This window comes from Affinundibacterium fentianense (assembly GCF_018139545.1).
Classification (GTDB): Bacteria; Pseudomonadota; Gammaproteobacteria; order Burkholderiales; family Burkholderiaceae_D; genus Undibacterium; species Undibacterium fentianense.
Genome location: NZ_JAGSPJ010000003.1, coordinates 116,254 through 142,836 on the forward strand (window position 1 = coordinate 116,254; position 26,583 = coordinate 142,836).

The following is a 26,583-nucleotide window of genomic DNA, read 5'->3' on the forward strand; positions in this document are numbered from 1 at the left end:
ATCTAAAAAACTTTGAAATATCAACGACTTGTGAAAAACAATTGTGTCTTTTAAATGTCCTTGAATTTAACAATTAAAATTCCTCGTCATGCGCAGGTTCGAGATTCAAATTTGTCCATTCTCGGCAAACGAATAAACGGTATTGCTTGCGACAATAAAGTGATCCAATACACGGATATCAACGAGGCCTAAGGCAGCTTTTAATGTTTGTGTCAGACTGAGGTCTGCTGAACTTGGCTCAAAAGAGCCTGAAGGATGATTGTGTGCCAAGATCACGCTGGCAGCATTGTGGCTGAGGGCGGACTTCACTACCTCGCGAGGGTAGACACTCGCGTGACTCAGGCTGCCACGGAACATTTCTTTTGCAATGATTAAGCGATTCTTGACGTCCAAAAATAGAACGGTGAAGGATTCATACTGCTTATTTCCAATTTCAAGTTGTAAGTATTGGCGGACTGCATGCGGTGATGATAGTGATGAACTCACTTGTAATTCTTCGGAGATTGATCGCATCGCCAATTCAAGCACAGCATGTAGCTGAGCGTACTTTGCACTGCCTAGGCCATGAATTTTCGAAAATTCAGTTAAATTCGCGCCAAATAAGCCGCGTAGCGAACCAAAGTGGGTAAGCATATCGCGCCCAAGGTCTACCGCACTTTTCCCTTTTACGCCGACACGCAAGAAGACAGAAAGCAGTTCAGCATCAGATAATGCTGAGGGTCCCAATTTGATCAAGCGCTCCCTTGGACGCTGTTCTTCTGGCCAATGATTGATTCCCATCGTCGTTCCTTTTTTTTCCTGTGTTCGAGCAAAGCGTTTCGATCGCGCCTGACTTACAATAGAGCTTTAAAGTTCTTATATAAAGTTGAAATTAAATTATGTCTGAAAAGTCTATACTTGTCGTTAACAACGGTGCTTATTTAACTTTGCATTACCGCCTTGCAACTCTTGATGGTGAAGATATTATTTCAACTTTTCATGAGAGTCCGGCTACTTTGTTGATGGGGCAAGGTCAACTTGCACCAAACCTTGAGCAGGCCTTGATCGGTTTGGAGGAGGGCTCGCATACAACGCAAGAATTAAGTCCCGAACAGGCATTTGGTCTACGCAATCCAGACTTAATTCAGCGTGTTTCTTTGAAGACTTTGCGAGAAAATTCTGCATTTGGTGAACAGTATAAAGTCGGGGACTTGGTCGATTTTTCCGCGCCATCCGGAGGTAAGTTTGCTGGTGTTATTCAAGACCTTGATGACAATTCCGCACTGTTTGATTTTAATCACCCATTAGCAGGTCAACGTATGTTGTTTGAAGTTAAAATTATCGGGATTTTGTAGCGAGTTTTTGTGGTGATTCATTCATGGCGATTGCCTTGGTGAATGTGATCATCGCCACTTTGAATCAATAATTAGGGCTAGAGATGAAGCAGGAAATTTTATTGGCGCAACCACGCGGTTTTTGTGCCGGTGTTGATCGCGCAATTGATATTGTCGAGTTGGCTTTAGCACAGTTTGGTGCGCCCATCTATGTTAGACATGAAATTGTACACAATGCCTATGTAGTGAATGATTTACGCGAAAAAGGGGCAATTTTTATCGAAGAGTTAGATGATGTTCCAACTGGGAGTACCTTGATTTTCTCCGCCCACGGTGTTTCACAGGCGATTCGTGAGGATGCTGAAAAACGTGGACTCACGATCTTTGATGCTACTTGCCCACTCGTCACGAAAGTGCATATTGAAGTAGCGAAGATGCGTAGAGAAGGACGCGAAATCATAATGATTGGTCATCAAGGTCATCCAGAAGTCGAGGGAACCATGGGCCAGAGTGAAGGAGGAATGCATTTAGTTGAAACCGCGGAAGACGTTGATCGCCTGCAGGTCGCTGATCCGAAAATGCTCGCCTACGTTTCCCAAACTACTTTATCGGTCGATGATACTGCAGACATCATCGCAGCGCTTAAAGTGAAGTTTCCACTGATCGCTGAACCGAAAAAAGGTGATATCTGCTATGCAACTACAAATCGTCAGGCGGCGGTTAAATTCATGGCCCCACTTGTCGATTTGGTCATTGTCGTCGGTAGTAAAAATAGTTCCAACTCGAATCGCCTTCGTGAGGTTGCACAGAAGGTAGGTACAGCTGCGTATATGGTTGACAAGGCGGAAGATATCGATCCAGCTTGGTTGGAAAATTGTATTCGAGTTGGCGTAACCGCAGGTGCTTCGGCCCCGGAAATCCTAGTTAACCAAGTAATCGATCAACTTAAAAAATATGGCGTGAGGAGTGTTCGTGCTTTGGAGGGAGAAGAGGAGAATGTCACCTTCCCATTACCTAAGGGTCTGAATAACGCTGGAAAGATTTAACGCCTGTTTTTTGTGGGGCAAAGGTGTTTCTTGATCTTCTCTCGGTCTTCTGAAATAAAACAGGCGGATTTGCTTAGCATTTTCGTTCTGTTTTTTTGTCGAGCCTGCGTTTGCGGAATTAATCTTAATTAAAATATGCTTGGAGCTTATTTTTTAGATCGCGATTGTCGCAGCGGTCAATCTGTATATTGGGGGTTTTATGCCAGCTCGCAAATGTCTCTAAAGTCTTGGCGATGTCTTTGCTGACCGCTTCACTAATTTTGCAATGTTGCTCTAGGTGCAAGGCTTTAATTTCCATCACTTTTTCTTTTCTGTTTGCCTTGGCGTCGATACGTCCAATTAGCTGCCCACGTCGTAAAATTGGCAGAGTGAAATAGCCATATTGGCGTTTCGCTTCTGGCGTGTAGCATTCCAGTCGATATTCAAAATCGAAAAATTCTAGTGCTCTCTTTCGATCCCATACAACGGGATCAAATGGTGACAATAAACAAGTATGATTTGCACGTAGTTGCCCCATCAATCCTTTCTCGATGAGCGAGGTGTGCTCTGGGTGATAGTAGGCAGGCTCTTGCCATGAATCGACTGCGATTTTTCGGAGTAAACCCTGTTGATATAAGGTTTCAGCCTGAATGGCAGGCGCCAGTTTTTTCATTCGAAAGTAATCGGGAATCCAACTTGATTTGCAAATGCCTAAGGCTTTTACAGCATCTAATACCTGATCTCGTTGATCATCGATCAGGTTTCCTAAATCGCGTTTGTCTTCCCAATTTGGATGGACGCGTTCGGTCAAATCATACACGCGTTGAAAATTATGGCGCTCGGCTACCATTAATTTGCCAGTCGTGAACAGTAGTTCCAATGAACGCTTTTCAGGTTTCCATTCCCACCAGCCACCAGCTTTTCCGTTTGTGCGCTCAAAATCTGCCGATCGGCAAGCACCGAACTCCTCGATATGTGCTAAAACCTGTTTGATTTGCTTGGAATGTTTGGAAAGCCAAGTTTGATTAAATTTCCAACCCATTCCTATGGGATTCAACATTTGGTGTCGATAGCGGCCGAAATTTTCAATCGGGAGGAAGCTTGCTTCGTGAGACCAGTATTCGAATAAATTTCCTTCCGCAAGATGCTCATCTAACCAAGTTTGCTGATAGTTTCCTAAGCGACTCCACAGAACCAAATAAGGACTACGTGCGACCACGTGGATGGTATCGATCTGGAGTAGACCGAGATTTTTGATAGTGGTGAGGACCGTTTCTTTTTTTGCTGGTTGTGTCGGTCGGCGCAACAGTCCTTGTGCTGCCAAATGAATGTTGCGCGCTGCTTGTAAGCTTAACGACATAATTGCACCGATCGCTTGTTTAAAAATGTTTCAAGCCAATCGCCGCCTTCACTTCATCATTCGTTTTTGCTGCAATTTCCCTAGCCCTGAAGGTGCCTTCTTTGAGTAATTGCAGAACATGTCCACGATCTTTTTCATACTCCTGACGGCGTTCGCGAATTGGGCGCAACATGTCTTGCAATATCCCCTCGAGACGTGATTTTACTTTGCTGTCACCAAGCCCACCGCGAACATAGTATTCTTTCATTGCTTGTAACGAATCTTTGTCGGTATCGAATGCATCAAGATATGTGAAAGCGACGTTTCCCTCTAGATGTCCCGGATCTTCAACCTTGAGATGCAACGGATCGGTGTATACATTCCGTACTGCTAATTTGATTTCCGCTTCACTAGCACCTAAGTTGATGGCATTTCCTAGTGACTTGCTCATCTTGGCTTTTCCGTCAATACCTGGCAACCGACCAATTTCTGGAACCAAAGCTTCGCATTCAACCAAGATATCTTTCTTTGCTAAGCGATTGAAGCGACGTACGATTTCGTTGGTTTGTTCGATCATCGGAATTTGATCGTCGCCAACAGGAACTAATGTCGCTTTAAATGCAGTAATGTCCGCAGCCTGACTGACAGGATAGGTGAAAAAACCAGCCGGAATGTCGCGTTCGAAATTGCGTAGAATGATTTCCTGCTTGATTGTAGGATTGCGTTCCAAGCGTGAAATAGTCACCAAATTCATATAATAGAAAGTGAGTTCAGTGAGTTCTGGAATTTGAGATTGAATAAAGATCGTCGTTTTGCTCGGGTCAATTCCAACAGCCAAATAGTCGAGAGCTACTTCAATGACGTTGTTGTGTACTTTTGCAGGATCATCCATGTTGTCAGTGAGAGCTTGAGCATCAGCAATCATGATGTATTGCTTGTAAAGATCTTGATAAGTGACACGATTGCGTAGGCTGCCGACAAAATGACCAAGATGAAGCGGGCCAGTGGGGCGGTCACCCGTCAAAATTAAATGCTGTTTATTTGCAGATGGTTGGGCGGTTGCCGTACTTGCTGTGCCTGCTTCTACTGTATTTGCTGCTTGCTCGCTCATGAATGGCCCGAAAAAGTGGAAAGAACGTTGAATATAAAAATAAAATGCCGCCATTGCAAAAAGAAAGGCGGCATTAGTAATCGTTGGTTTGCTATTGTTAATATGGGAAGCCGCCCTCAGTCAAAGGTACTCCGCCAATAGTCGCTTGGGATGTGGAAAGTGATCATCATGTAGGCATAATGCCGTTTTTCACTGTTTTTTGTCAAGATTTGTCGACATCAGCATGGTAAAATTGCGAGCTTGTCGGGGGGGATTGACCTCAGACTTGTTATTAATTCTCGATCCTAACTTAGAAGGCTTTCGAAGTGAGTACTGTCCCATCTAAACTTATCATTGCTTCGCGTGAAAGTCGGCTCGCCATGTGGCAGGCCGAGCATGTTCGCTCCCGCTTGCAGGCCCTATATCCTGAATGTGATGTTCAAATATTAGGGATGACAACTCGCGGTGATCAAATTTTGGATAGAGCATTATCGAAAGTCGGTGGCAAAGGCTTGTTCGTAAAGGAACTGGAAGTCGCCATGGAAGAAGGTCGAGCCGATTTGGCGGTCCATTCCTTGAAAGATGTGCCGATGGAGTTGCCAGACGGTTTCTCCCTTGCAGCGATTTTGGAACGAGAAGATCCGCGCGATGCTTTTGTTTCGAATCATTTTGATGAATTGTCCGAGCTCCCGCCTGGTGCTGTTGTCGGTACTAGCAGTTTGCGGCGTCAAGCTTTGATCTCTGCTAGGTTTCCTCATTTGGTGATTAAACCCTTGCGCGGAAATCTCGATACGCGTTTGCGTAAATTAGATGATGGCGAATATGCCGCGATTATTCTAGCCGCCGCAGGACTTAAACGCCTTGGATTGTCTCAGCGTATAAAAGGATTTTTGAGCGCAAGTGAAAGTTTGCCTGCTGCGGGACAAGGTGCGATGGCAATAGAGATTTTGTCTTCACGTCGGGACTTGTTAGAGGTATTAGCACCGTTAGATCATTTACCAACCTCACAAGCGGTATTGGCGGAACGCACGGTGTCGAAGGCATTTGGCGGAAGTTGTCAAATTCCATTGGCAGCTTTTGCAGAAATTGACCGAGATAGTATGTTTTTGCGTGCGATGGTCGCAACGCCAGATGGTGCATTGGTAGCGAAGGCAGAAGTTAAAGGACAAGCTATTGATTTCGAATCGCTTGGTGGGCAGCTTGTATCGGCCCTGCGGGCTCAAAATGCTGATGCAATCTTAGCAGTATGCCGCGAAAACGAGCAGCCTTAGGCTCCTTAGTTCAACTCAAGATGAGGTCTGCTTGATGCAAGTTTCTTCTAGAGAGATGATCCCGACTTCTCCCGTCGTGGTAGTCACGCGACCACTTCGCCAAGCATCTAATTTGCAGGAAAAATTGCAGCAGCAAGGACGTACTGTGATCGTTTTTCCTCTCTTTGAAATAGAGTCGATTTCAAATAACTTGGAACTTGATTTGGCCGTGCGTAATTTGCATCAATATGCAGTGGTTATGTTTGTGAGCCCAAATGCCATCGACGCATTATTTCAGTGCGTTGAAAAAAAACATGGTAAAACTTGGCAATGGCCTGAGGAGACTGCTGCAGCTGTTGTCGGAGCTGCTAGCCGACAGTCCTTGCTTTTACATGGGGTGAGTGACACCAATACACGTATTTATTGCCCACGGAACGAGTCTCGTACAGATTCTGAAACTTTACTAGCTGAACTTCCATTAGATGATTTGGCAGGCAAGAAGGTGCTGGTCGTACGTGCTGATTCAGGGCGAGATTTTTTCGTCGATGCGTTAAAGAAAGCATCAATTGAGGTACAGACTATTAGCAGTTATCGACGCGTGATTCCTTTTTTTGATAAAGTAAAGCAGCAACTTTTAAGCACTTTCCTTCAATCCGCTTGTGATTGGGTTATTACAAGTTCATCCGTTTTAACGACGCTATTAGCTTGGTGTGAGCAGCTAGATCAACTCGAATTACTCGCTAGGGGGGATTCGCAAAAGAACATCTGTCCAGCAGTCGCTAAAATGCAACAGCAAAAGTTATATGTGCCCCATTTTCGAATCGCGGAAGTCGCAAGAGAATTGGGATTCAAACAAATTTGCCTGACTGCATCAGGCGACGAAAATCTCATACTCGCGTTACAATCACAATTATGAATGAATCAACTCCCACTACCGAAGCTATGTCGACGACGAATAATTCGATTGAAAACAGTGCAAAAACAATCGCTGGCTCTGCTGCACCCGTTGAAAATGAACAATCAATGGGCTCTTCTGGGGCAAGCGTAGGTGCCGCAGTGTTGTCCCCTCCCATGATTAGTAACTTAAACGGCGGGTACATTTTATCTGGGGTTCTCGCTGTACTCTTAGCTGTGCATTGGTACACGTCGCAGAATCAAATTGTGTCATTGCGCGAGGAAGTGGCACGTCGGTTGCAAACTGCTGATATCAACAACAGCGAAATAAAAGGCATCGCGAAGAATGTACAGGAAGCGTCTAAGGAAATTCAGGCGAAAGTGAGTGTACTTGAGGCGAAGCAAACAGAGGCGCAGGGTCAACAAATTGCACTCGAACAGCTTTACCAAGATTTATCAAAAAGTCGAGATGAATGGGCATTGGCAGAAATTGAACAAGTGTTAGCGACTGCCAGTCAGCAAATGCAATTGGCGGGGAATGTTCAAGGCGCATTGATTGCTTTACAGAATTCAGATGCACGTCTTGCAAAATCAGAAAAAGCGCAATTTATTGCGGTTCGTCGAGCCATCGCGAAAGATGTGGAAATGTTGAAGGCACTCCCACAACTTGATATGACGGGGCTTGTTTTACGGCTAGACAGTGTGATTGCACAAGTCGATAACATTCCACTTTGGTCGGATGAAAAGCCACCCGTTGTCGCAACTCCACCAAAAGCACCACTGCGTGTCCTTCCTCGAGTTACAAAAGATAAAAATGCAAAGTCGGAAGTTGCTGCGGATGGTCGTGAAAATACTTTCGCTGCGCAATTGCAAGATCGCTGGCAGAGTTTTTCAACGGAGATGTGGGGAGAGTTGAAGCAACTTGTTCGTATCCGCAACGTTGAGTCACCTGATGCTTTGCTATTGTCTCCTACACAGGCTTATTTTGCTAAAGAGAATTTAAAGTTGCGTTTGTTGAATGCACGTCTCGCATTATTGTCCAGAAACGAGGGTGCGTTTAGAAGCGACATGATTGCTGCGCAAGATTTGATATCCAAGTATTTTGATGTGAGGACCAAGCAAGCGCAAACTGCCCAAGCGCTCTTAAAACAAATTCAGAGCAATAATTTGTCAATAGAAATGCCAGCATTGACTGAAAGTTTGAATTCTGTTCGTAATTTCAAAGTGAAACCTTAAGCATGCGTATCTTTATCCGAATTCTTATTCTGTTTGCACTTGCGGTTGGTATCGCAGTTGGTGGTCGATTTAATGCTGGCAACGTGGTTCTATTTTATCCGCCAACACGCATTGATGTTTCTCTTAATTTCTTCTTGCTCCTTTTAGCGGCATTGTTCTTTGTCGCGTATTGGATTGTCCGTACCGTCGTGTTGACTAGTGAGATGCCGAAGAAAGTCTCTGAGTATCGCCAAAGTAAGCGTGAGCGAGAGAGCAATCGCGCTTTGCGCGAAGCGCTGAAAGCTTTATTTGAAGGGCGATTTGGACATGCGGAAAAAGCTGCGGCAAAAGCACTTGACCTACCAGAAAATAAAGCTTTGGCAAGCATTATTGGTGCTCGCGCTGCACATCATATGAGTCAGTTTGATCGTCGGAACGTTTGGTTTACCGGAATTGAAGACGATGCAGCATTTAAGACCGCGCGATTAGTGACAATGACTGAGCTGTATGTTGACCAACATAAGGCGGATTTAGCGCTTGATGCGATAAAAGAATTAAATTCGCGAGGTAAGCGGCATATTCAGGTTTTGCGTTGGGCATTGAAAGCAAATCAACAAGCAAAAAATTGGTCAGAAGTGGTGAAATTGGTCCGAATTTTGGAAAAAAATCACGCAATTCACCCAGCCCTTGCTGGTCGCTTACGTGAAATATCCTATGACGCATTGCTTAAAGAAAATGGTCAAGATGCAGAGTCCTTGCGTCGAGTGTGGAGCGAAGTTCCGCAGAACGAACGCAAGAATCGGTATATTGCGGTGAGTGCAGCAGCTGCTTTTATCCAATGTCAAATACTCGACGAAGCTCGGAGTATTGTTGAGAAAGCGTTGAATGAGGAATGGGATAATCGTTTGTTAAGAAGTTATCGCGAAGCAGCTGGAAGCGAGGGCTCTGTCGCCTTGCGCTCGCAGATTGAGCTTTGTGAGGACTGGCTGAAACAGCATCCAAAGAATGCGGAGCTAGAATTGACTCTTGGTGTCTTGTGCTTGAATCAAAAATTGTGGGGCAAGGCACAAGTCCATATGGAAGATGCGCTGAATCATGCCCAAGAATCGCGTACAGTTCTTGAGGCAAATTTGAGTTTGGCGCGTCTACACGAAGCGATTGGACAGACACAAGAAGCGATGAAACATTATAGACAATGCGCAATTGCAACAAGCGTCTGATCTCTCGCAGAGGCGGAAAGACTATGGACACAGAGTTTCGGTGAATTTCTGTTGCGATGCACCAAATTCATCTAGAAGTCGCTATAATTTACCCATTACCTATTGAATGTGTAGGATTTACCTTGAAAGTGTCTTATGAGTTTAAATAAAGTACCCGCCGGCCGTGATTTGCCGAATGACTTCAATGTGATTATCGAAATCCCAATGAATGCAGATCCGATCAAGTATGAAGTCGATAAAGAAAGTGGAGCGATCTTTGTTGATCGTTTTATGGGGACTGCAATGCATTATCCATGCAATTATGGATATGTACCTGACACGATTTCTGGTGATGGCGATCCAGTAGATGTATTGGTAATTACGCCGTTCCCACTAATTCCTGGCGTCGTAGTTCGTTGTCGTCCAATCGGTATTTTAAACATGCACGATGAAGCTGGTGCAGACGGAAAAGTGTTGGCAGTGCCAATCGATAAAATTTTACCAATTTATCAGCATTGGCAAAAGCCAGAGGATTTGAATCAATTGCGTTTGAATCAAATTCAACATTTCTTTGAACATTATAAAGATTTGGAACCTGGAAAATGGGTCAAAGTTGATGGATGGGGCGGTCCAGACGATGCCCGCGCTGAAATTTTGGCGGGTGTTGAGAACTATAAAAAATCAGTGGCTTAAGGCCATGAATTTTAAAAAAGGCAGCTATGGCTGCCTTTTTTTGTTTTTGGATGATTATCGCAAGGCTAATGGTTGGTAAATGCAAGAAATGCTAGTGCCGCAGCGATCAATACACTAAGCCAACCAAGCCAAAAAAGTGAGCCTTTCCCTGAGAAAAAGGCTTTTGTTGATGAAGTTGGATTATTTGTGTTTGATGACCGACGAGCGCGCTTCTCTTTTGCTAGAAATCGATTCAACGCTAGTGCCATTTCTGCTGCGCTCTTGTAGCGGCGATGTGGCTTTTTTTGCATCGCTTTCATAATAATCAAAGCCAGTTTCTCTGGTACCGCTGGGTTGAGTAATTCTGGAGATTTGGGTGTTCGATGGTTGATGTTGTGGAGCAATTTATCAAAGTCAGACGCAGAAAATGGTTTTTGACCCGTGACCATTTCATACATGACGGCCCCAAGGGAGTAGACATCGGTCAAGGCTGTGACGGGTTGACTCGATGCTTGTTCGGGAGACATGTAGTTAGGTGTCCCCATGATATTCCCTTTGAATAGAGTCTGTGCTTGACCATCTTCATCAAGTACCCGATTCGGCACGCGTGCAATCCCAAAATCGACGACTTTAGGCTGATTATTTTCGACAATGAAAATATTGGCAGGTTTAATATCTCGGTGGATCACGCCTTGGTTGTGCGCAAAGGCGAGGGCGTTTGCGACCTTGTAGCCTATTCCAGCAGCCTCGATAGGGTCAAATTTTTTACCACCGGTCATGAGTTCCCGCAGATCCTTCCCTTGCAAAAATTCCATCGCTATAAAGGTTGTTCCACCCTCGGTGGAGGCATCGTAAATGGTGACGATATTGGGATGCGACAGCCGACCTGCTGCTCGGGCTTCATTGATAAATTGTTGTTCTCGCTGTTTTTTATCTGTTGCCCCAACTGGATTATTTAAGATCTTTATGGCGACCGCACGATCAATTATGGGGTCGTGTCCTAGCAGTACATTACCGTTTGATCCGCTGCCCAGTTTGTCTGTGACCGTGAAGCGACCGATTCTTCGCATCGGACCTTTTCCCGGTGAGTGGACATGACTGGATGGAGGATGTTGAATCATACTGTCGATAACCTTGAATAGATTGAAATCAATCACTGTCTAATGATGATTTTTTTTGCATTTGCACATTCTAAAGGATTTGCCATCTTCGTATGAAAAACTCTGATTGTTTTACTGTTTTTTTCAACGATGCTGTTGCAATTTTCGCCGCCGACCGCAGGTTCGCTTTAGATACCACTTATATGATGCTTATCGTTTTTAAATGGCGTGTGCTCATTTAATTCATCGATATATTGTTCGACCCCATGGGTTTCCCTTTTGAGAAAATGTTCAACGGCATGGGCAAAATCAGACTGTAGGATGAAGTGATTGGAATAGGTCTTCTGCGGCATGAATCCACGGGCCAATTTATGTTCGCCTTGTGCGCCTCCTTCGAAAATTTGTATCTTATGCTGAATGCAGAATTCCAGCGCTTGATAATAAGCCGTTTCGAAGTGCAAATAGGGTATTTCGATGGAACACCCCCAGTAGCGCCCGTACAAATGCGTTTGATTATAGAAGAACAGCGCTGCGCCAACTCTGTCGCCATTCAGATTGGCAATGATTAGAAGTAGATTTTCAGGCATATCGCTTCCAATGCGTTGAAAGAAATCTAAATTTAAATAGGGACTTGAGTGATGTTCTCGATAGGTTCTATCGTAGCATTGCTTAAAAAAAAACCAATCATCACTCGAGATATCTTTACCAATCACATGTTGAAATTGAATGCCTGCGTCTTGGACTTTACGTCTTTCTGTTCGAATATTTTTTCTTTTCTTCCGTTCTAGTTTCGATAGAAATTCCTCAAAGCTTTGATAATTTTGATTTTTCCAATGAAATTGCACGCCTTCACGTGTCAGAAAACCGATACGATCTAACTCGTTTGCTTCTTGTTCAGTTGGAAAAAGAATGTGGCACGATGAATATTGACCATTGCGCATTAAGTCAACTAAAGCAGCGATCAATATACGTCTTGCATCGTGATGCTTGGAAATCAAACGGCTTCCTTGAATCGGTGTGAATGGAATCGCCGATACCAGTTTAGGATAATAATTCAGTCCGTGTTCATGGTAAGCATTTGCCCAAGCCCAATCAAAGACGTATTCGCCATATGAGTGCGATTTTTCGTACAGAGGCAAGGCGCCAACGAGTTCTTCGTCGTCCCAAACAGTGATAAATGTCGGTTTCCATCCGGTCATGCTGCATGCGGAATTGGATTGGTGCAGTGCCTCAAGAAAGGCAAACGATACAAATGGTGTTGGCATATCTTGTGACTTGACGAGCCTGTCCCAATTCTCTTGACCAATCTCCGATAGAGAATCGACTATACGCGTGCGATAATGTGATATTTCTGATTTCATAGCCGAGTGCATAATTAGGTGCATTAAATTATATGACTGTTAAAGTTGCTATTGCCCAAATGAACAGCGTAGTAGGTGATTTGGCAGGAAATGCCAAAAAGATCATCGAAAATGTTGAACTTGCCGCTGCTCAGGGGGCTGATATTGTCGTTACTCCCGAATTATCCTTAGTCGGGTATCCGCCCGAAGATTTGCTGCTGAGAGCGGCTTTCTATCATCAAACTGAACAATGTTTGAACAATCTGTGCTCTTCATTAAAGCAATTTTCCAACATATATGTGTTAGTCGGGCATCCGTTAGCAATTGCTGATGAGTACTATAACGCGATTTCCGTTTTGTTGAACGGCGAGATTGCGCATACGTATTTGAAGCATAGTTTGCCAAATGATGCGGTATTTGATGAAAAACGCTATTTCGCAACCGGTAAAGATCCAGTTGTTTTTGAGGTCAAGGGCTGCCGATTTGGGATCAATATTTGTGAAGATGTTTGGAGTGGCAATGCACCTGAGTTGGCTCGGGATGCAGGTGCCCAAGTGCTGCTCGCGCCAAATGCGTCGCCATTTCATATGAATAAGAGTGATTTTCGTGTAGAGACGATGCGCAAGAATATTAGTTCATTGGGAATGAGTCTGGTTTATGCGAATTTGGTGGGAGGTCAGGATGAATTGATTTTTGATGGAAATTCTTTTGTGCTTGATTCCTCAGGTACATTGTGTGCGCGCCTACAACATTGTTCGGTAGACCTCCAAATTGTAGAATTTATTCACGGTCAACCTGTGCCTGCTCTGATCGCACCAAGTCTCGCTGTTGAAGGCCAAATTTATCAAGCGCTGGTGTTGGGCGTACGCGATTATGTTGTGAAAAATGGTTTTCCTAGTGTCTTGATTGGTTTTTCTGGTGGAGTCGATTCCGCTTTAACATTGGCGATTGCGGTAGACGCTTTGGGTGCGAGCAAAGTCAGAGCTGTCATGATGCCTTCTCCCTATACAGCGGAGATTTCCTGGCTGGATTCACGAGAGATGGTGCATCGGGTTGGTGTGCGCTACGATGAAATTTCGATCAATGCGTGTTTCAGTGCATTTAAACAAACATTAAGTTCAGAATTTGCTGGTCTAAAAGAGGATACAACTGAGGAAAATATTCAAGCAAGGATACGTGGCACGATTTTGATGGCGATGTCAAATAAATATGGATCCATCGTTTTGACCACCGGTAATAAAAGTGAAATGGCCGTAGGTTACTGTACCTTGTATGGTGATATGGCAGGTGGTTTTGCGGTGATTAAAGACGTCGCCAAGACGATGGTCTATCGTTTATGTGCATATCGTAATTCGCTCTCTGATATTATTCCTGAACGTATCATCACACGACCCCCATCGGCTGAACTGCGTCCAGATCAGAAGGACCAGGATTCTTTGCCTCCGTACGACATCCTTGACGGGATTATGCAGCGCTACATGGAAGAAAACCAGTCGCGAGCCGAGATTGTTGCTGCTGGTTTTGCGGAAGCGGAAGTCGAACGGGTCACGCGCTTGATTAAAATTAATGAATACAAGAGGCGCCAAGCGCCGGTTGGGATTAGGATCACGCACAGAGCATTTGGGCGTGATTGGCGTTATCCAATCACATCAAAGTTTAGAGATTAACTTCAATTGCGAATACATAGAGAACGAAGAGGGAAATGATGAAACAAATTACTGCTGTTATTAAGCCATTTAAACTCGATGAAGTACGTGAAGGATTGGCAGAGGTGGGTGTAACTGGCTTGACAGTCACAGAGGTCAAAGGCTTTGGTCGTCAAAAGGGGCATACAGAGCTTTACCGTGGTGCAGAATATGTCGTTGATTTTCTGCCCAAAATTAAGGTCGAAGTGGTCGTGGATGACAAGGTTTGCGATGATGTGGTGGACGCGATTATTAAAGCCGCACATACTGGCAAGATCGGTGATGGGAAAATTTTTGTTCAAAATGTCGAGCAAGTAATTCGTATTCGAACTGGCGAGACTGGGCCTGAAGCTGTTTGATTAATATTTATCCATGCTTGCCTTCTGTGCGACGCGCAAGCGTGTGAATCTACGCTTCGTTTGAGATTCAAGTGCCGTACTCGATTTCTTGACCTAGGATGACTATGACGCACGCAACAAGACAATTAATGCACCTGCCCCACCATCGGCTGCCGTAGCTTGGCTGAAAGCAATGACTTCGTCTTTTTGGATTAACCAGTTACGTACTTTGTTTTTTAAAATGGGTTCCTTGTTAATCGAGCCTAGACCTTTTCCATGGATGATGCGGACGCATCGTAATCCACTTCGTAACGATTTCCTGAGGAATTCTCCCAAGCTGTCACGTGCCTGATCGCGCCGCATTCCGTGCAGGTCTAATTGGGCTTGGATTACCCAATTGCCTTGACGTAATTTTTTTGCGACATCCAACCCGACTCCCGGTCGAGTAAAACTCAGATTTTCGTCGGACTCAAGTAATGTCCCCGCATCGAATTCATCTGATAAAGACTCTTGCAAAGCTTTTTTCTCATCTTCAAAATGTTTAAAGGGAAGTGGAGCAGGCTTTGGTGTCACTGGATAGACTTTTTCAGTTTTCTTGAGTTCGCTAACATCGCCGACAACCGAGCGGAAAAGATTCGCTTCGATCTTAGCTTGTTTTTCCTTCGCGATACGCTCCGCTTCTGCTTTTGCTCTGAGTTCTTGTTGGATTTTTAGTTGCTGACCAACCTGTTGAAGCTCAGCAAATGATTTCATTGAAGTTGGCATGGTATAAATCTGCAGAACCTTTGATTTAAAAGATTAGGAGATACGACTTATTGCAAGTCGTATCTCGCCATTCAAGTCATTTCTGATGGTTTGAATACCAAATAGAATGTGCCTTAGGCTTCTAAAAAGCGTTGTGCATCGAGAGCGGCCATACAACCTGTTCCTGCGCTTGTGATTGCTTGACGATAGATATGATCTTGAACATCACCTGCCGCAAAGACACCGGGTATGTTGGTTGCTGTTGCCATTCCCTCGTTCCCCATTTTCGTAATGATGTAGCCGTTCTTCATTTCCAATTGACCTTCAAAAATACCTGTATTCGGCTTATGTCCGATAGCAATGAAGACACCATGTAAAGAAACTGAGGAGACTACCCCTTCGGCAGACTTGATATTGATGCCAGTAACGCCTGATGCGTCGCCTGTTATTTCATCTAAAGTGTGATTCCATTTTATTTCAACTTTGCCTTCCGCAACTTTGGCCATCAAGCGATCAATTAAGATTGCTTCTGCTCGGAATTTATCACGGCGATGAATGACGGTCACTTTGCTTGCAATATTTGATAAGTACAATGCTTCTTCAACTGCTGTGTTGCCACCGCCAACTACGGCAACTTCTTTGCCGCGATAGAAGAAGCCATCACAAGTTGCGCATGCAGATACTCCTTTTCCCATAAACGCCTCTTCGGACTCCAGTCCGAGATACTGCGCCGATGCGCCAGTTGCGATAATGAGCGCATCGCAAGTGTATTCACCTTGATCGCCAATTAAGCGGATCGGCTTTTCGGTAAGTTTGGCGGTATGAATATAGTCAAAAATAATTTCGGTATTGAATCGTTCCGCATGTTGTAGAAAACGCTGCATCAATTCAGGACCTTGGACACCATTGGGATCAGCCGGCCAGTTTTCAACGTCGGTGGTCGTCATGAGTTGGCCACCTTGCTCAACCCCAGTAATTAAGACAGGTTTCAAATTGGCGCGCGCAGCGTAGACGGCTGCTGAATAGCCAGCAGGGCCAGATCCAAGTATCAGAACGTGAGCATGTTTGGTGGATTTAGGTGTAGACATAAAGTTCCCGTGGAAAGTCGTCAAGAGTGTTTGTGCTGTCGCATTGAATGAATTGTGTTGCGAAGTAGCGGAATTATCCCAGATTTAGGCGAACTTGACTTTAACCAAGTCAAGGAATGTCAGTTTAACTACATTCCTGATCTTGGAAATTCGGATGGGCGTCAAGCAAGGTTGAGGATTTTTCTGTGAGCGGATCTCTGTATCGTTTCAGGACCAAAATTATTTAATGTCAAAAACGAAACCCATTTGTGCTGGAATTTGGATACTTGAAAAACCCAGGGAATTGGTTTGAAAACTAAACTGGGTATCGGGATAAAGGCTAACCAATTCTCTGTTGGCCGGTAGGTTGCTGAGAGATATGTTTGCTGGGCTCGAACCATAATTCAAGATGATTAGTGATTTCTCGTTCCCCGCACTACGATGGAAGCTTAGTACGCTTCCATCGACGGCACTATTTGTATAATTTCCTTGGCTGAGAGAGGGACGTTGTAAGCGTAAAGCGATTAATTTTTTGTAGAATTGGTAAAGTGAATTGTCGTTTTGGATTTGGTCTGCAACATTATTTGTGTTCCTATTTGCGGACAATGAACGAAACGGTTGTGCTGTGGAGAAGCCAGCATAATTCGTTTGGTTATTCCAGCTCATCGGCGTGCGCAATTGTTGGTCACCACTTAGATTCGCGGCGCCAGACATTCCAATTTCTTCACCATAGTAAATGAAGGGTGTTCCAGGTTGTAGAAGATACGTGGCTGCTGCTAGTTGGTACTGCTTTATGTCACCATTGACTTGATCCCACAGCCTTCTTCCAGCGAATTCATCATGATTGGAAATCATGGTTGCCATGTCTGTGGGCGCGGTATTGAAATAACTTCCTATTGACTGAATTGCTGGAATTTGCCCTTGTGCAGCACGGACTAGGTCGTAGTTGTGTTGAAAGGCGAAAGCATTGCCGCACGATGTACTAGCGGCATAGGCAAGTGGCTTGCCTGGCGCTTCACAGACAATGAAACGATTGTCGTATTGTTGTACGTTTTCGCGTATCTTTCCCATGAGCGCAATGCTTTCTGGTTGGCTTTCCCAAGCGCCTGCATTGTTTTCAATTAGATTTCCTACGGCGTCAAATCGAAAGCCGTCAACTCCTCGGTTCAGCCAAAACCTTAAATTATTTTCGTGAAACGCAATTACTTGTGGATTGAGAAGATTGAAGTCTGGCATACCAGAGTAAAAGGCTGCAAAATAGTTGCCGTTTTTGCTGCTGTACCAAGGATTATTGCCAAAAATGTTCCAGCCCGTTGGGGGTGTGTCTTTCCAAATGTACCATTGGCGATAGGCGTTCGAGCTGGTATCGGCGGCATTGATGAATGCTGGATGCGTGCGGGCACTGTGGTTCATGACATAGTCCAGAATAATCCCGATACCACGCACGTGTGCTTCCTGAACTAATCTATCAAAGTCTTCCAATGAACCATATTTCGGTTCAATGTTTCGATAGTTTTTAACAGCGTAACCGTGGTCCTGATCGTCGCTCTCTGTGATTGGCATCAACCAAATGCCTTTGATTCCGAGATCGTGTAAGTAGTCCAACCGTTGTATCAAGCCGCGCAAATCACCGATCCCATCACCATCGCTATCTTGATAGCCTCGCACATAAATTTCCATCATAGGACCTTGACGCCAAGTTTCAGGAAGTGCACTTTGCTTATTGGCGACTGTGACTGGGCTTTGCTCGAACGTTGGTAAATTGCTGGATGGTGTCTCGTTCGTTTGCGTTGCTGAGTTTGGTGTAAGGGAGATTTTGTTCGAGTCCGAACCACTTCCGCCACCGCAGGCACTTAAAATGCAGAGGCTCGTGAGCAATACGATTTTGTTGATAATGTTTTTTGATTTGATAGACATTTGGTAGGATTACTACGTTTAAATTATATAAATAGGTTTTAGTAGATATATGATTTTATTATTTTAAGTTTGAAATGTGTTTACTATTTGTAGTAAAACTACATGGAAAATTTAGTTGGTAGAGTAGGTGGGGCGGTTTACGTCTTGTTTTGAAATACGACGAATTTCACAAAAAAAAGCGCGATGCTGACACATGATGGGTGATCCATAGAATGCATCGGGGTAGCGGTCTTTCAACGCTTATGTGGCATGCGTAAAAATTAAAGTAGTGAAGTTGAGAAGCAAAATTAGCGCAATTTCATTTGCTGAAAGTGCTTTGCTTGAGTGTGCGTGTTTTCAATTGTTCTCGGTGCTTAATTCATATCTTGGTCACTCACGAATAGCGCAACAGCGAAGATTTGCCCTACAATCATGCTTGCTTTTTCACTTTGATTTTTATGCCAAATACCAACGAAGTTTATCAACGTAGTCGTCAGCAAAATCCGCCAGCACCGATGCCTAATCGCTTAGTTGTGTTATTAAGTGAAGTTCGCTGGATGATTTTTGCAGCGCTGACTCTATATTTTATTCTTGTGCTTGCCACCTATTCACCGTTCGATCCTGGGTGGTCTCGATCGATAGTGGTTGAGCGCTATCATAATTTAGGTGGTTTTGTTGGGGCGCGTATTGCGGACTTAGCACTGTTTATTTTCGGCTTTTCCGCTTGGTGGTTTGGGTTTGCTTTGCTGCGATTGGTGTGGCGAAGTTATCGGCAATTAAATCGTGATCTTCGAGCAGAATACGAGGAGCCGCATTTCGTCGACAAGTTGATACAGATTTTTGGGTTTGTTTTTATTCTGATAGGTAGTATGGGAATTGAAAACTTGCGTCTGTATTCGCGTAAGCTCGCATTACCTGGAGTACATGGTGGTGTGCTTGGCGATATCATTGGTCATCTCAGTACTAGCGCTTTTGGATTTACAGGTGCAACTTTACTTTTGCTGTTTGTAATTGCATTAGGCCTAAGTTTGTATTTTCATTTATCTTGGTGGCAAATTGCCGAAAATACTGGTGCGTTTATCGAAAATAGCTTTGAATTTATTCAAAAGAAATATGCCGATCGCGAGGACCGAATACTCGGCGAGTCGGCCGCGGTGCAACGCGAAACCACAGTTGTACAAGAGAGAGCAAAGATCACCGTTGCTTCCCCAATTCGTATCGAACCTCAGGTAGTGGCAGTCCAAAAATCTGAACGCATTGAAAAGGAGCGCCAAGTTTCTTTGTTCAATGATCTTCCCGATACAAATTTACCACCGCTCTCGCTTTTGGATGAGCCCCCATTGTCGCAAGAGACCGTGAGTGTTGAGACCTTGGAATTTACGAGTCGTTTGATCGAGAAAAAATTGTCTGATTTCGGGGTCGATGTAAAAGTGATTGCGGCCTACCCAGGGCCAGTGATCACACGATACGAAATTGAACCTGCAACTGGCGTAAAAGGAAGCCAAATTGTTGGACTGGCTAGAGATTTGGCACGCTCGTTTGCGCTTACTTCAATTCGCGTGGTTGAGACAATTCCGGGCAAAAATTACATGGGATTAGAGCTGCCCAATCCGAAAAGACAAATAGTTCGATTGACGGAGATCTTGGGTTCGAAAGTCTATAACGATAGCACTTCCAATTTGACTGTGGCGCTGGGTAAAGATATCGCGGGACATCCTGTCGTCGCGGATCTTGCTAAGATGCCGCATTTATTGGTTGCTGGTACAACAGGCTCGGGAAAATCGGTGGGTATTAATGCGACCATCTTATCCTTGTTGTACAAATCTGATCCCAACGATGTGCGAATGATTTTAATTGATCCCAAAATGTTGGAAATGTCTGTTTATGAAGGCATCCCTCATTTACTCGCCCCGGTTGTGACAGATATGCGCCAAGCTGGTCACGCGTTGAATTGGGCCGTGAATGAGATGGAACGCCGTTATAAATTGATGTCGAAGTTGGGTGTGCGAAATCTTGCCGGTTACAACGCCAAAATCGCAGAAGCAGCGAAGCGCGAAGAGCATATTCCCAATCCATTTAGCCTCACTCCGGACGCACCAGAACCTCTCGAGAAATTACCTACGATCGTGATTATCATCGATGAGTTAGCTGACTTAATGATGGTTGTTGGTAAGAAGGTGGAGGAGCTGATCGCAAGGATCGCGCAAAAAGCTCGTGCAGCAGGACTACATTTAATTTTAGCGACACAACGCCCGTCAGTTGACGTGATCACGGGATTGATTAAAGCGAATATTCCAACCCGCATTGCGTTTCAAGTTAGCAGTAAAATTGACTCGAGAACGATTTTAGATCAAATGGGCGCAGAGTCATTGCTTGGCATGGGGGATATGTTGTACATGCCACCCGGCACAGGTTTGCCAGTCCGAGTGCATGGAGCGTTCGTGTCTGACGACGAGGTGCATCGTGTCGTCAAGCATCTTAAGGAACAAGGCGAGCCGAATTATATTGAAGGTATTTTGGAGGGCGGCGTTTTAGAAGATGGCACAGAACTCAGCGTGCCGGGCGAAGGTGCTGGTGAAGCCGATGCTTTGTATGATCAAGCTGTTGCGATAGTTTTAAAAAATCGCCGAGCCTCAATCTCTCTAGTCCAGCGTCATTTACGCATCGGTTATAACCGCGCGGCGCGCCTTTTAGAGCAAATGGAAGCGAGTGGAGTGGTGTCGACGATGCAGTCAAATGGGAATCGCGAGATTCTTGTCCCTGTGGGTAACGCCGAGTAGACGAATATCGTTCCGGTGCGTTGAGGATAGTGCAGTCAATACCAAATACAAAGACTGCAAGATTGTTAGTCTTATCTTGTCTTATCACCAAATGAGTTTTGAATTTATGTTGGATACATTGAACCCAAAAAAACGATTTACAGTGCTTGGAATAAGTCTACTGTTGTCAGCTGGCCTAGCACACGCGTCGGCAATCGAGCAATTTAAAGCATTTGTTCTGAATGCGAAAACGGCGAAAGGTGAATTTAATCAAGTCCAGATGAAGATGGTTAATGGGGTGTCAAAGGTGGGTAAATCGTCCTCTGGTACGTTTAAGTTCGCACGGCCTGGCAAATTCATTTGGACTTATTTGAAGCCTTATGAACAAATCTTGCAGGCGGATGGAGATAAGCTCTATTTGTACGACCGAGACTTGAATCAAGTGACGATTAAAAATCTGGGGAACGCAATTGCATCGAGTCCAGCGGCAATTTTGTTTGGAAGCGTCGATCTCGAGAAAAATTTTACGATGAGAGATGTCGAAGTAAAGCAGGGGATTGAATGGTTGGAAGCGGTACCAAAGACTAAGGATAGTCAGTTTGATAGTATTGGAATCGGTATGAAAGACGGCATTCCAGTTGGGATGGAATTGCGCGACAGTTTTGGTCAAATTTCCGTCATCACTTTGAAGAACTTCGAGAAAAATTCAAGTTTTCCTCTCGATCAATTTAAATTTGTTGTGCCAGCAGGTGCTGACGTTTTAAGACCATGATGCATGTTGATAAAAATTTGCATCAACCGCTTGCTGAGCGTTTGCGTCCAAAAAAACTCACTGAGGTGATCGGGCAACAACATTTGCTAGGCGAGGGTAAGCCGTTACGGGTCGCATTTGAGTCAGGCGAGCCACACTCGATGCTCTTATGGGGACCGCCTGGCGTTGGAAAGACAAGCTTAGCTCGACTAATGGCGCAAGCTTTTCAAGCGGAATTCATTGCACTATCAGCCGTTCTATCGGGGGTTAAAGATATTCGTGAAGCGGTTGAACGAGCGGAATATATTCGAGCAAGTACGGCGCGCCGTACGATTTTGTTTGTTGATGAAGTCCATCGATTTAATAAAAGCCAGCAAGATGCATTTCTGCCCCATGTTGAAAGTGGTTTATTTACATTCATAGGCGCCACCACTGAGAACCCATCATTTGAAGTGAATAGTGCACTTCTTTCTCGCGCAGCAGTTTATGTACTAAAGTCGTTGAGTGAGGTTGAACTTGGTTCAATAGTCGAGAAAGCTTGTGCACAAGAACTCGATGGATTGCTCATCAATGAAGAGGCGAAACAAAGTCTAATTAGCAGTGCAGATGGCGATGGAAGGAAATTACTGAATAACCTCGATATCATAGCGCGCGCGGCACAAATCAAGCGTCTCAAGATAATCGATAGCGAACTCATTGCTGAATGTTTGGGGGATGCGTTACGACGATTTGATAAAGGTGGGGACGCATTTTATGATCAAATATCCGCTTTACATAAATCGGTACGTGGATCGAATCCTGATGCCGCCTTGTATTGGCTTGTTCGGATGCTTGATGGTGGTGCCGATCCACGTTATTTAGCGCGCCGCATCATTCGAATGGCGAGTGAGGATATTGGATTGGCCGATCCACGCGCATTGCGAATTAGTTTAGATGCGGCTGAAACCTATGAAAGGCTGGGTTCGCCTGAAGGAGAATTAGCGCTCGCAGAAGCAGTCGTTTATTTGGCCTGTGCTGCTAAATCGAATGCAGTTTATGTGGCCTATAACCAAGTGCGCGCCCACGTCGCAAAGGATAGTTCGCGTCAGGTTCCGGAACATTTGCGAAATGCTCCAACAAAGCTGATGAAAGAACTTGGTTACGGCAAACTTTATCGATATGCTCATGATGAACCGGGAGCCTATGCTGCTGGCGAAACATACTTACCTGACGGCTTACAAGGAATGCGATGGTACCAGCCAGTTGCACGTGGCATGGAGATCAAGATCGCAGAAAAGTTAAATTATTTGCGCCAACTTGACGCCGATAGCGTCAACTCGGATTGATCCATTTAGCGACTCCATGTTCTACATCGATGTGTGGGCATTCGAATGCGTTCACATCGTGTGTCTGAAGAAATTGCCCAACAATTCCACATTCGATCATTTTTTTAGATTTAGGCTGGTATCTTATCAACAGCTTTATTTCGAATTTTGTGCTGCAATAGAGACATTTGAAGAAGCCTTACATTGGATAATGTTGAAGACTACGGTCGTCAAATTGTTTTCTACCGAAGCAAATTGACGATTCCTTCGATTATTTATATAGAGATTTTCAGATACGATGAAGCCAACACTTGACGAAATTGATAATAGAATCCTCGCAATGCTGATGGACAATGCAAGGATGCCGGTAACAAGTATCGCTAAGCTGATTGGCATTGCGCGAACCACCGTGATTGCGCGCATTGGCAATTTGGAAAAGCGAAATGTGATATCGGGTTATGGTGTTCGCTTAAATCAGGGATTGCTGCAACCTGCTGTTCGGGCTTACGTTGGCCTATCCATTGAGGCACGGGCTGCAGATCGCTTGGTAAAGATGATGTTGGAAGTCCCTGAAGTGGAATGTCTTTGTGCTGTGAGCGGTGCGATCGACTATATGCTGACTTTGCGCTGTGCAAATACTGAGGCTCTAGACAGGCTTTTGGATCAAATTGGTACGCTAGATGGAGTACGTCAAACGTCGACCTCGATTATTCTCAGCAAACGTATTGATCGATCTATGACTTAAACCTTCTTTTACTGAAGCCGCTGTTAGAAACAAAAAAGCCTGTCGCTAGAACAGGCTTTTGGCTTAATGCTAATCGATACGCAAGTTAGCTATTATCCTGTGATTTACTTGGATTTTTTTTATCGTCATTGGCCGTCTTTTTGTTATTGAAAGATGGCTCAGAAAATTTCTGTGACGCTTGTTGCAAAATTTGCAAATGAATTGACGCTTTGTCCATGCCACTTCGATCGATCTGCATTTGACCACCTTCACTCGAGCAATTTTCTTGGCAAGTGCTCTGACTACTTGCCTGATTATTTGCTTGGCTAGTCGACTGGCTTGGAACAACGACAAATTCTTGGCTCAACGCGACGCTGGTGAAGGCCAGTAAAGCAAAACCGAGTGAAAATTGTTTCATATTCATGATTGTTGTACTCCAAGTGAATGGCAGCGAAAGATGAAGTGTAATGCAATTTATCAAATTGGCGTCAAACTATTTGTAATAATTTTGTATCAGAAAAATGTACAAAAAATAATAAACTAAAGGAGTTTTTGATTGACGACTTGGCTTGATAAGTTGGCTTACTCGTTAGTTGTTCATCCCTTACTTTAATCGGAATGGCTCTCTTTATTCGCTAGATTGCGACGAAATGCATAAATAGGGGAGTGAATTCACGAATTTGACTGTTCATGATAAGTCGATTCCTTATGCAATGCCTGAGTCGCCTGTTTGGGATTGAAAAAGTCTTACATTGAAGTGGCTATCTTCGATGTTTTTTACCGTAGTTCCTAAGCACGGTTTTCCTAATAATCCGTCTATTCTCAATCGAAGTCATTTCATGATCAAAAAATGTAATTTGGTCGGAAAGTATTATTGAATTGAATACGAACCCGCTAAAGTGTGCGAAGTTTTCTAGGTAATCCTATTTTCATAGAAGGAATTGAAATGAAGAATTCAAATAAACAGTATCTATATTCAGTGTTGCGCCAAGCTTGGCATGAGCTTGGTGGACTTTGGTCTCACGTTAGTGCGATGTTAATGAGGACGCCATTACCTCGGGTGTTGATTTTGTGCGTTGGACTTGCACTCGTTATTACTTTAGTGCCCTTGATCTTGACTTTATTCGTCATCTTTATGCTGATAAAGCTGATATTGCTTGCAATGGTGATGAATGTTCGAGGCAAACAGTCCGCGGAAACTTCGTTTAGTTCACGCTATCGGAATAGGGAATGGTCGACTAGTGAAGCGGAAGATGCCCAATTAGTTCGTATTGAACAAACTACCACGCGCAATAAAGATCGATAAGCTTTTGCTTCAATTCCCAATTTCATTCACGATCGTACTTGAACACCGTGAATGAAAAATGGGCTCTTGCTCGAAGACGCCCTACTTGGCATAGGGCGCTAAGACCTATTGATTAAAGTTAGATGGTCGAGGAATAGGATAAATTTGCTTTTGGCGACCATTGATGTAGCGAACGGTGTTACCGTCAAAAAAAGCATCCTCTTCAAGCATGATTCGAATCGCTTTGCTCCATTCGGGAATAACACTACTCGCATTTAGCTCTATCGAATAGGCCGTATTTTTGCGAAGATGCTGATCGCCTGTGCCGCTTACGACTCCTTGGTTATCCCACATACCAATTGCCGGTCCAGCAGCATGTCCGTGGTAGCCAATCGGATGAGAGTAGATGCTGCCATTAATGTTTTCTTTTTTCGCCTGTTGTAGAGCTCCCGCAAGAATCTGATTGCCCGTTCTTCCTTCTTTGAAGTGTGAAGTCAGGATATCTTGTAGGCGATTCGCTTTGCTAAACGCAAGTTGTATATTCGCTGGAACCTCTGTTTCCCCTGGACGAAGAATATAGGCGTGCTGTTGGATATCTGTATTTAGGCGTAAATAGCTGATGCCGATATCGACATGTATCAAGTCTCCCGGTTGAATTACGTCTGCCTTGGGTTTTGATGCAAAACTACGCTCAGCGCCATCCGTTTTAGGATCTGGTCGTTGAATGTCGACGGTAGGATGGAACCACGTGTCGTAGCCTAAGTCACGAATTTTTTGGCGGAACCACCACACAACATCTTCACTCGTCGTAATTCCAGGCGTGATGACTTTTTCTGAAAATCCCTCTGCGATGATTTTGTGTGTAACATTAATTAATTGGGGGTAAAACTGCATTTCTCTCGGCGTACGAGTTTCTAACCAACGAATGGCTAATGGTTCTGCTGAGGTGACACGTGATTTCATCGCAAGAGGTAATTTTTCCATCAACTCTTGGAACTCGGTATGGTCGAGTCCATCAGCATGGGCAAAATGGCTTGAGGTGTTGATGCCAATTTTTTTGGGATTGCGTTGAGAAATGATATCAAGCAGTGCATCCCATTGGTCTGGAAATTTTTGTGTATCCCAAGCTGCTTTAATATTTGCCCCAAAATCATAACGAGCAACTGCTAATCGTTCAACGGTATTTTTCTGAGGATGACGATAAAAGACTAATATGGTTCTGCGACGCGCATTGAGCCACTCTGCGGGTAACATAGTCTTGAGGACAGGATCTTCATTGTATTCGCGAGAAACGATCACCCACATATCCATCCCTGCATCATCCATCATTTTCGCTAAATGATTGTCAAAGCGGTCCGCTAAATTCTCGTCGATGACGCGTGCTTGTTCTCTAACCGACAAAATTTGGGCATTGGCAGTGGATAGATTAAAAATTCCAGCTAGACCGACAATGAGGCTGGCTATTAGCTTTTTTTTCACATTGTTCTCCGTACTTGATTGAAGCAAGTCTGACCCGTTTTTTTTAACGAAGTTCGATTTGGGCGTGAAATTTAAGCCACTCTGTCTTCGCTATGATTTTCTTATTGTCGCTGT

24 protein-coding genes are annotated in these 26,583 nt (G+C 44.3%); 14 read left to right on the plus strand and 10 right to left on the minus strand.

Going from position 1 to position 26,583, the window contains the following annotated elements; genetic code table 11:
- Nucleotides 1-105: 105 nt before the first annotated feature.
- Nucleotides 106-780 carry a RadC family protein gene (radC, locus tag KDM90_RS08290; RefSeq protein WP_212675142.1) on the minus strand — a complete coding sequence of 225 codons (675 nt, stop codon included), beginning with the start codon at nucleotides 778-780 and terminating at the stop codon, nucleotides 106-108.
- Nucleotides 781-878: 98 nt separating this feature from the next.
- Here radC and KDM90_RS08295 point away from each other — a divergent pair, with 98 nt between their 5' ends.
- Complete coding sequence (locus KDM90_RS08295; protein WP_212675143.1) at nucleotides 879-1,334, plus strand: FKBP-type peptidyl-prolyl cis-trans isomerase; 456 nt, start codon at nucleotides 879-881, stop codon at nucleotides 1,332-1,334.
- A gap of 83 nt (nucleotides 1,335-1,417) precedes the next feature.
- Complete coding sequence (gene ispH / locus KDM90_RS08300; RefSeq protein WP_212675144.1) at nucleotides 1,418-2,359, plus strand: 4-hydroxy-3-methylbut-2-enyl diphosphate reductase; 942 nt, start codon at nucleotides 1,418-1,420, stop codon at nucleotides 2,357-2,359.
- Between the two features lie 124 nt (nucleotides 2,360-2,483).
- Here ispH and KDM90_RS08305 read toward each other — a convergent pair whose 3' ends face one another.
- Both KDM90_RS08305 and trpS read right to left on the minus strand, forming a co-directional pair.
- The gene (locus KDM90_RS08305; protein ID WP_212675145.1) at nucleotides 2,484-3,698 is read right to left on the minus strand and encodes a winged helix-turn-helix domain-containing protein; all 1,215 of its coding nucleotides are present in this window, start codon (nucleotides 3,696-3,698) and stop codon (nucleotides 2,484-2,486) included.
- A 19-nt stretch (nucleotides 3,699-3,717) separates the two neighbouring features.
- A complete protein-coding gene (gene trpS, locus KDM90_RS08310) occupies nucleotides 3,718-4,788 on the minus strand; it encodes a tryptophan--tRNA ligase (RefSeq protein WP_212675146.1) in 1,071 nt (356 codons plus the stop codon).
- A gap of 305 nt (nucleotides 4,789-5,093) precedes the next feature.
- On the opposite strand from trpS, the gene hemC reads away from it, so the two are divergent.
- The 5 genes from hemC to ppa all read left to right on the plus strand — a co-directional run bounded on the left by hemC (nucleotide 5,094) and on the right by ppa (nucleotide 10,018).
- Nucleotides 5,094-6,038 (plus strand): hydroxymethylbilane synthase, encoded by a 945-nt coding sequence (gene hemC, locus KDM90_RS08315; protein ID WP_329605310.1) that lies wholly within the window; start codon nucleotides 5,094-5,096, stop codon nucleotides 6,036-6,038.
- 34 nt (nucleotides 6,039-6,072) lie between these two features.
- The gene (locus KDM90_RS08320; RefSeq protein WP_230409692.1) at nucleotides 6,073-6,933 is read left to right on the plus strand and encodes a uroporphyrinogen-III synthase; all 861 of its coding nucleotides are present in this window, start codon (nucleotides 6,073-6,075) and stop codon (nucleotides 6,931-6,933) included.
- Nucleotides 6,930-8,147 carry a uroporphyrinogen-III C-methyltransferase gene (locus KDM90_RS08325; RefSeq protein WP_438947429.1) on the plus strand — a complete coding sequence of 406 codons (1,218 nt, stop codon included), beginning with the start codon at nucleotides 6,930-6,932 and terminating at the stop codon, nucleotides 8,145-8,147. The genes KDM90_RS08320 and KDM90_RS08325 overlap by 4 nt, the downstream gene beginning before the upstream one ends.
- Nucleotides 8,148-8,149: 2 nt before the next feature.
- Entirely contained in the window at nucleotides 8,150-9,346 is a 1,197-nt protein-coding gene (locus tag KDM90_RS08330) for a heme biosynthesis protein HemY (RefSeq protein WP_212675147.1), read from the plus strand.
- 135 nt (nucleotides 9,347-9,481) lie between these two features.
- A complete protein-coding gene (ppa, locus tag KDM90_RS08335; RefSeq protein WP_212675148.1) occupies nucleotides 9,482-10,018 on the plus strand; it encodes an inorganic diphosphatase in 537 nt (178 codons plus the stop codon).
- A 65-nt stretch (nucleotides 10,019-10,083) separates the two neighbouring features.
- On the opposite strand, the gene KDM90_RS08340 is transcribed toward ppa, so the two are convergent.
- On the minus strand, nucleotides 10,084-11,118 hold the full coding sequence (locus tag KDM90_RS08340) for a serine/threonine protein kinase (RefSeq protein ID WP_230409693.1): 1,035 nt from the start codon (nucleotides 11,116-11,118) through the stop codon (nucleotides 10,084-10,086).
- 167 nt (nucleotides 11,119-11,285) lie between these two features.
- Entirely contained in the window at nucleotides 11,286-12,458 is a 1,173-nt protein-coding gene (locus KDM90_RS08345) for a GNAT family N-acetyltransferase (protein WP_212675149.1), read from the minus strand.
- Nucleotides 12,459-12,490: 32 nt separating this feature from the next.
- Between KDM90_RS08345 and KDM90_RS08350 the strand changes: the two genes are divergently transcribed.
- Nucleotides 12,491-14,104 carry an NAD+ synthase gene (locus tag KDM90_RS08350; protein WP_212675150.1) on the plus strand — a complete coding sequence of 538 codons (1,614 nt, stop codon included), beginning with the start codon at nucleotides 12,491-12,493 and terminating at the stop codon, nucleotides 14,102-14,104.
- A 38-nt stretch (nucleotides 14,105-14,142) separates the two neighbouring features.
- Nucleotides 14,143-14,481 carry a P-II family nitrogen regulator gene (locus KDM90_RS08355; RefSeq protein WP_212675439.1) on the plus strand — a complete coding sequence of 113 codons (339 nt, stop codon included), beginning with the start codon at nucleotides 14,143-14,145 and terminating at the stop codon, nucleotides 14,479-14,481.
- A gap of 102 nt (nucleotides 14,482-14,583) precedes the next feature.
- On the opposite strand, the gene KDM90_RS08360 is transcribed toward KDM90_RS08355, so the two are convergent.
- From KDM90_RS08360 to KDM90_RS08370, 3 genes are all read right to left on the minus strand, one after another.
- Nucleotides 14,584-15,213 (minus strand): Smr/MutS family protein, encoded by a 630-nt coding sequence (locus KDM90_RS08360; RefSeq protein WP_230409694.1) that lies wholly within the window; start codon nucleotides 15,211-15,213, stop codon nucleotides 14,584-14,586.
- Nucleotides 15,214-15,338: 125 nt separating this feature from the next.
- On the minus strand, nucleotides 15,339-16,292 hold the full coding sequence (gene trxB, locus KDM90_RS08365; RefSeq protein ID WP_212675152.1) for a thioredoxin-disulfide reductase: 954 nt from the start codon (nucleotides 16,290-16,292) through the stop codon (nucleotides 15,339-15,341).
- Between the two features lie 219 nt (nucleotides 16,293-16,511).
- Nucleotides 16,512-18,188 carry an alpha-amylase family glycosyl hydrolase gene (locus tag KDM90_RS08370; protein WP_212675153.1) on the minus strand — a complete coding sequence of 559 codons (1,677 nt, stop codon included), beginning with the start codon at nucleotides 18,186-18,188 and terminating at the stop codon, nucleotides 16,512-16,514.
- A 437-nt stretch (nucleotides 18,189-18,625) separates the two neighbouring features.
- On the opposite strand from KDM90_RS08370, the gene KDM90_RS08375 reads away from it, so the two are divergent.
- From KDM90_RS08375 to KDM90_RS08390, 4 genes are all read left to right on the plus strand, one after another.
- On the plus strand, nucleotides 18,626-20,947 hold the full coding sequence (locus KDM90_RS08375) for a DNA translocase FtsK (RefSeq protein ID WP_212675154.1): 2,322 nt from the start codon (nucleotides 18,626-18,628) through the stop codon (nucleotides 20,945-20,947).
- Nucleotides 20,948-21,053: 106 nt separating this feature from the next.
- Nucleotides 21,054-21,698, plus strand: a complete 645-nt coding sequence (gene lolA / locus KDM90_RS08380; RefSeq protein ID WP_230409695.1) for an outer membrane lipoprotein chaperone LolA — start codon at nucleotides 21,054-21,056, stop codon at nucleotides 21,696-21,698.
- Nucleotides 21,695-23,002: a replication-associated recombination protein A gene (locus tag KDM90_RS08385; protein ID WP_212675156.1), complete on the plus strand. Its 1,308-nt coding sequence runs from the start codon at nucleotides 21,695-21,697 to the stop codon at nucleotides 23,000-23,002. Before lolA ends, KDM90_RS08385 begins: the two co-directional genes overlap by 4 nt.
- 277 nt (nucleotides 23,003-23,279) lie before the next feature.
- Complete coding sequence (locus KDM90_RS08390) at nucleotides 23,280-23,726, plus strand: Lrp/AsnC family transcriptional regulator (protein ID WP_212675157.1); 447 nt, start codon at nucleotides 23,280-23,282, stop codon at nucleotides 23,724-23,726.
- Between the two features lie 85 nt (nucleotides 23,727-23,811).
- Here the strand turns inward: KDM90_RS08390 and KDM90_RS08395 are convergent, their stop codons facing one another.
- Nucleotides 23,812-24,129 carry a hypothetical protein gene (locus KDM90_RS08395; RefSeq protein WP_212675158.1) on the minus strand — a complete coding sequence of 106 codons (318 nt, stop codon included), beginning with the start codon at nucleotides 24,127-24,129 and terminating at the stop codon, nucleotides 23,812-23,814.
- Between the two features lie 522 nt (nucleotides 24,130-24,651).
- Here KDM90_RS08395 and KDM90_RS08400 point away from each other — a divergent pair.
- Nucleotides 24,652-25,011, plus strand: coding sequence for a hypothetical protein (locus tag KDM90_RS08400; protein WP_212675159.1), 360 nt, complete (start codon nucleotides 24,652-24,654; stop codon nucleotides 25,009-25,011).
- 105 nt (nucleotides 25,012-25,116) lie between these two features.
- On the opposite strand, the gene KDM90_RS08405 is transcribed toward KDM90_RS08400, so the two are convergent.
- Complete coding sequence (locus KDM90_RS08405) at nucleotides 25,117-26,469, minus strand: M24 family metallopeptidase (protein WP_329605311.1); 1,353 nt, start codon at nucleotides 26,467-26,469, stop codon at nucleotides 25,117-25,119.
- Nucleotides 26,470-26,583: the final 114 nt, after the last annotated feature.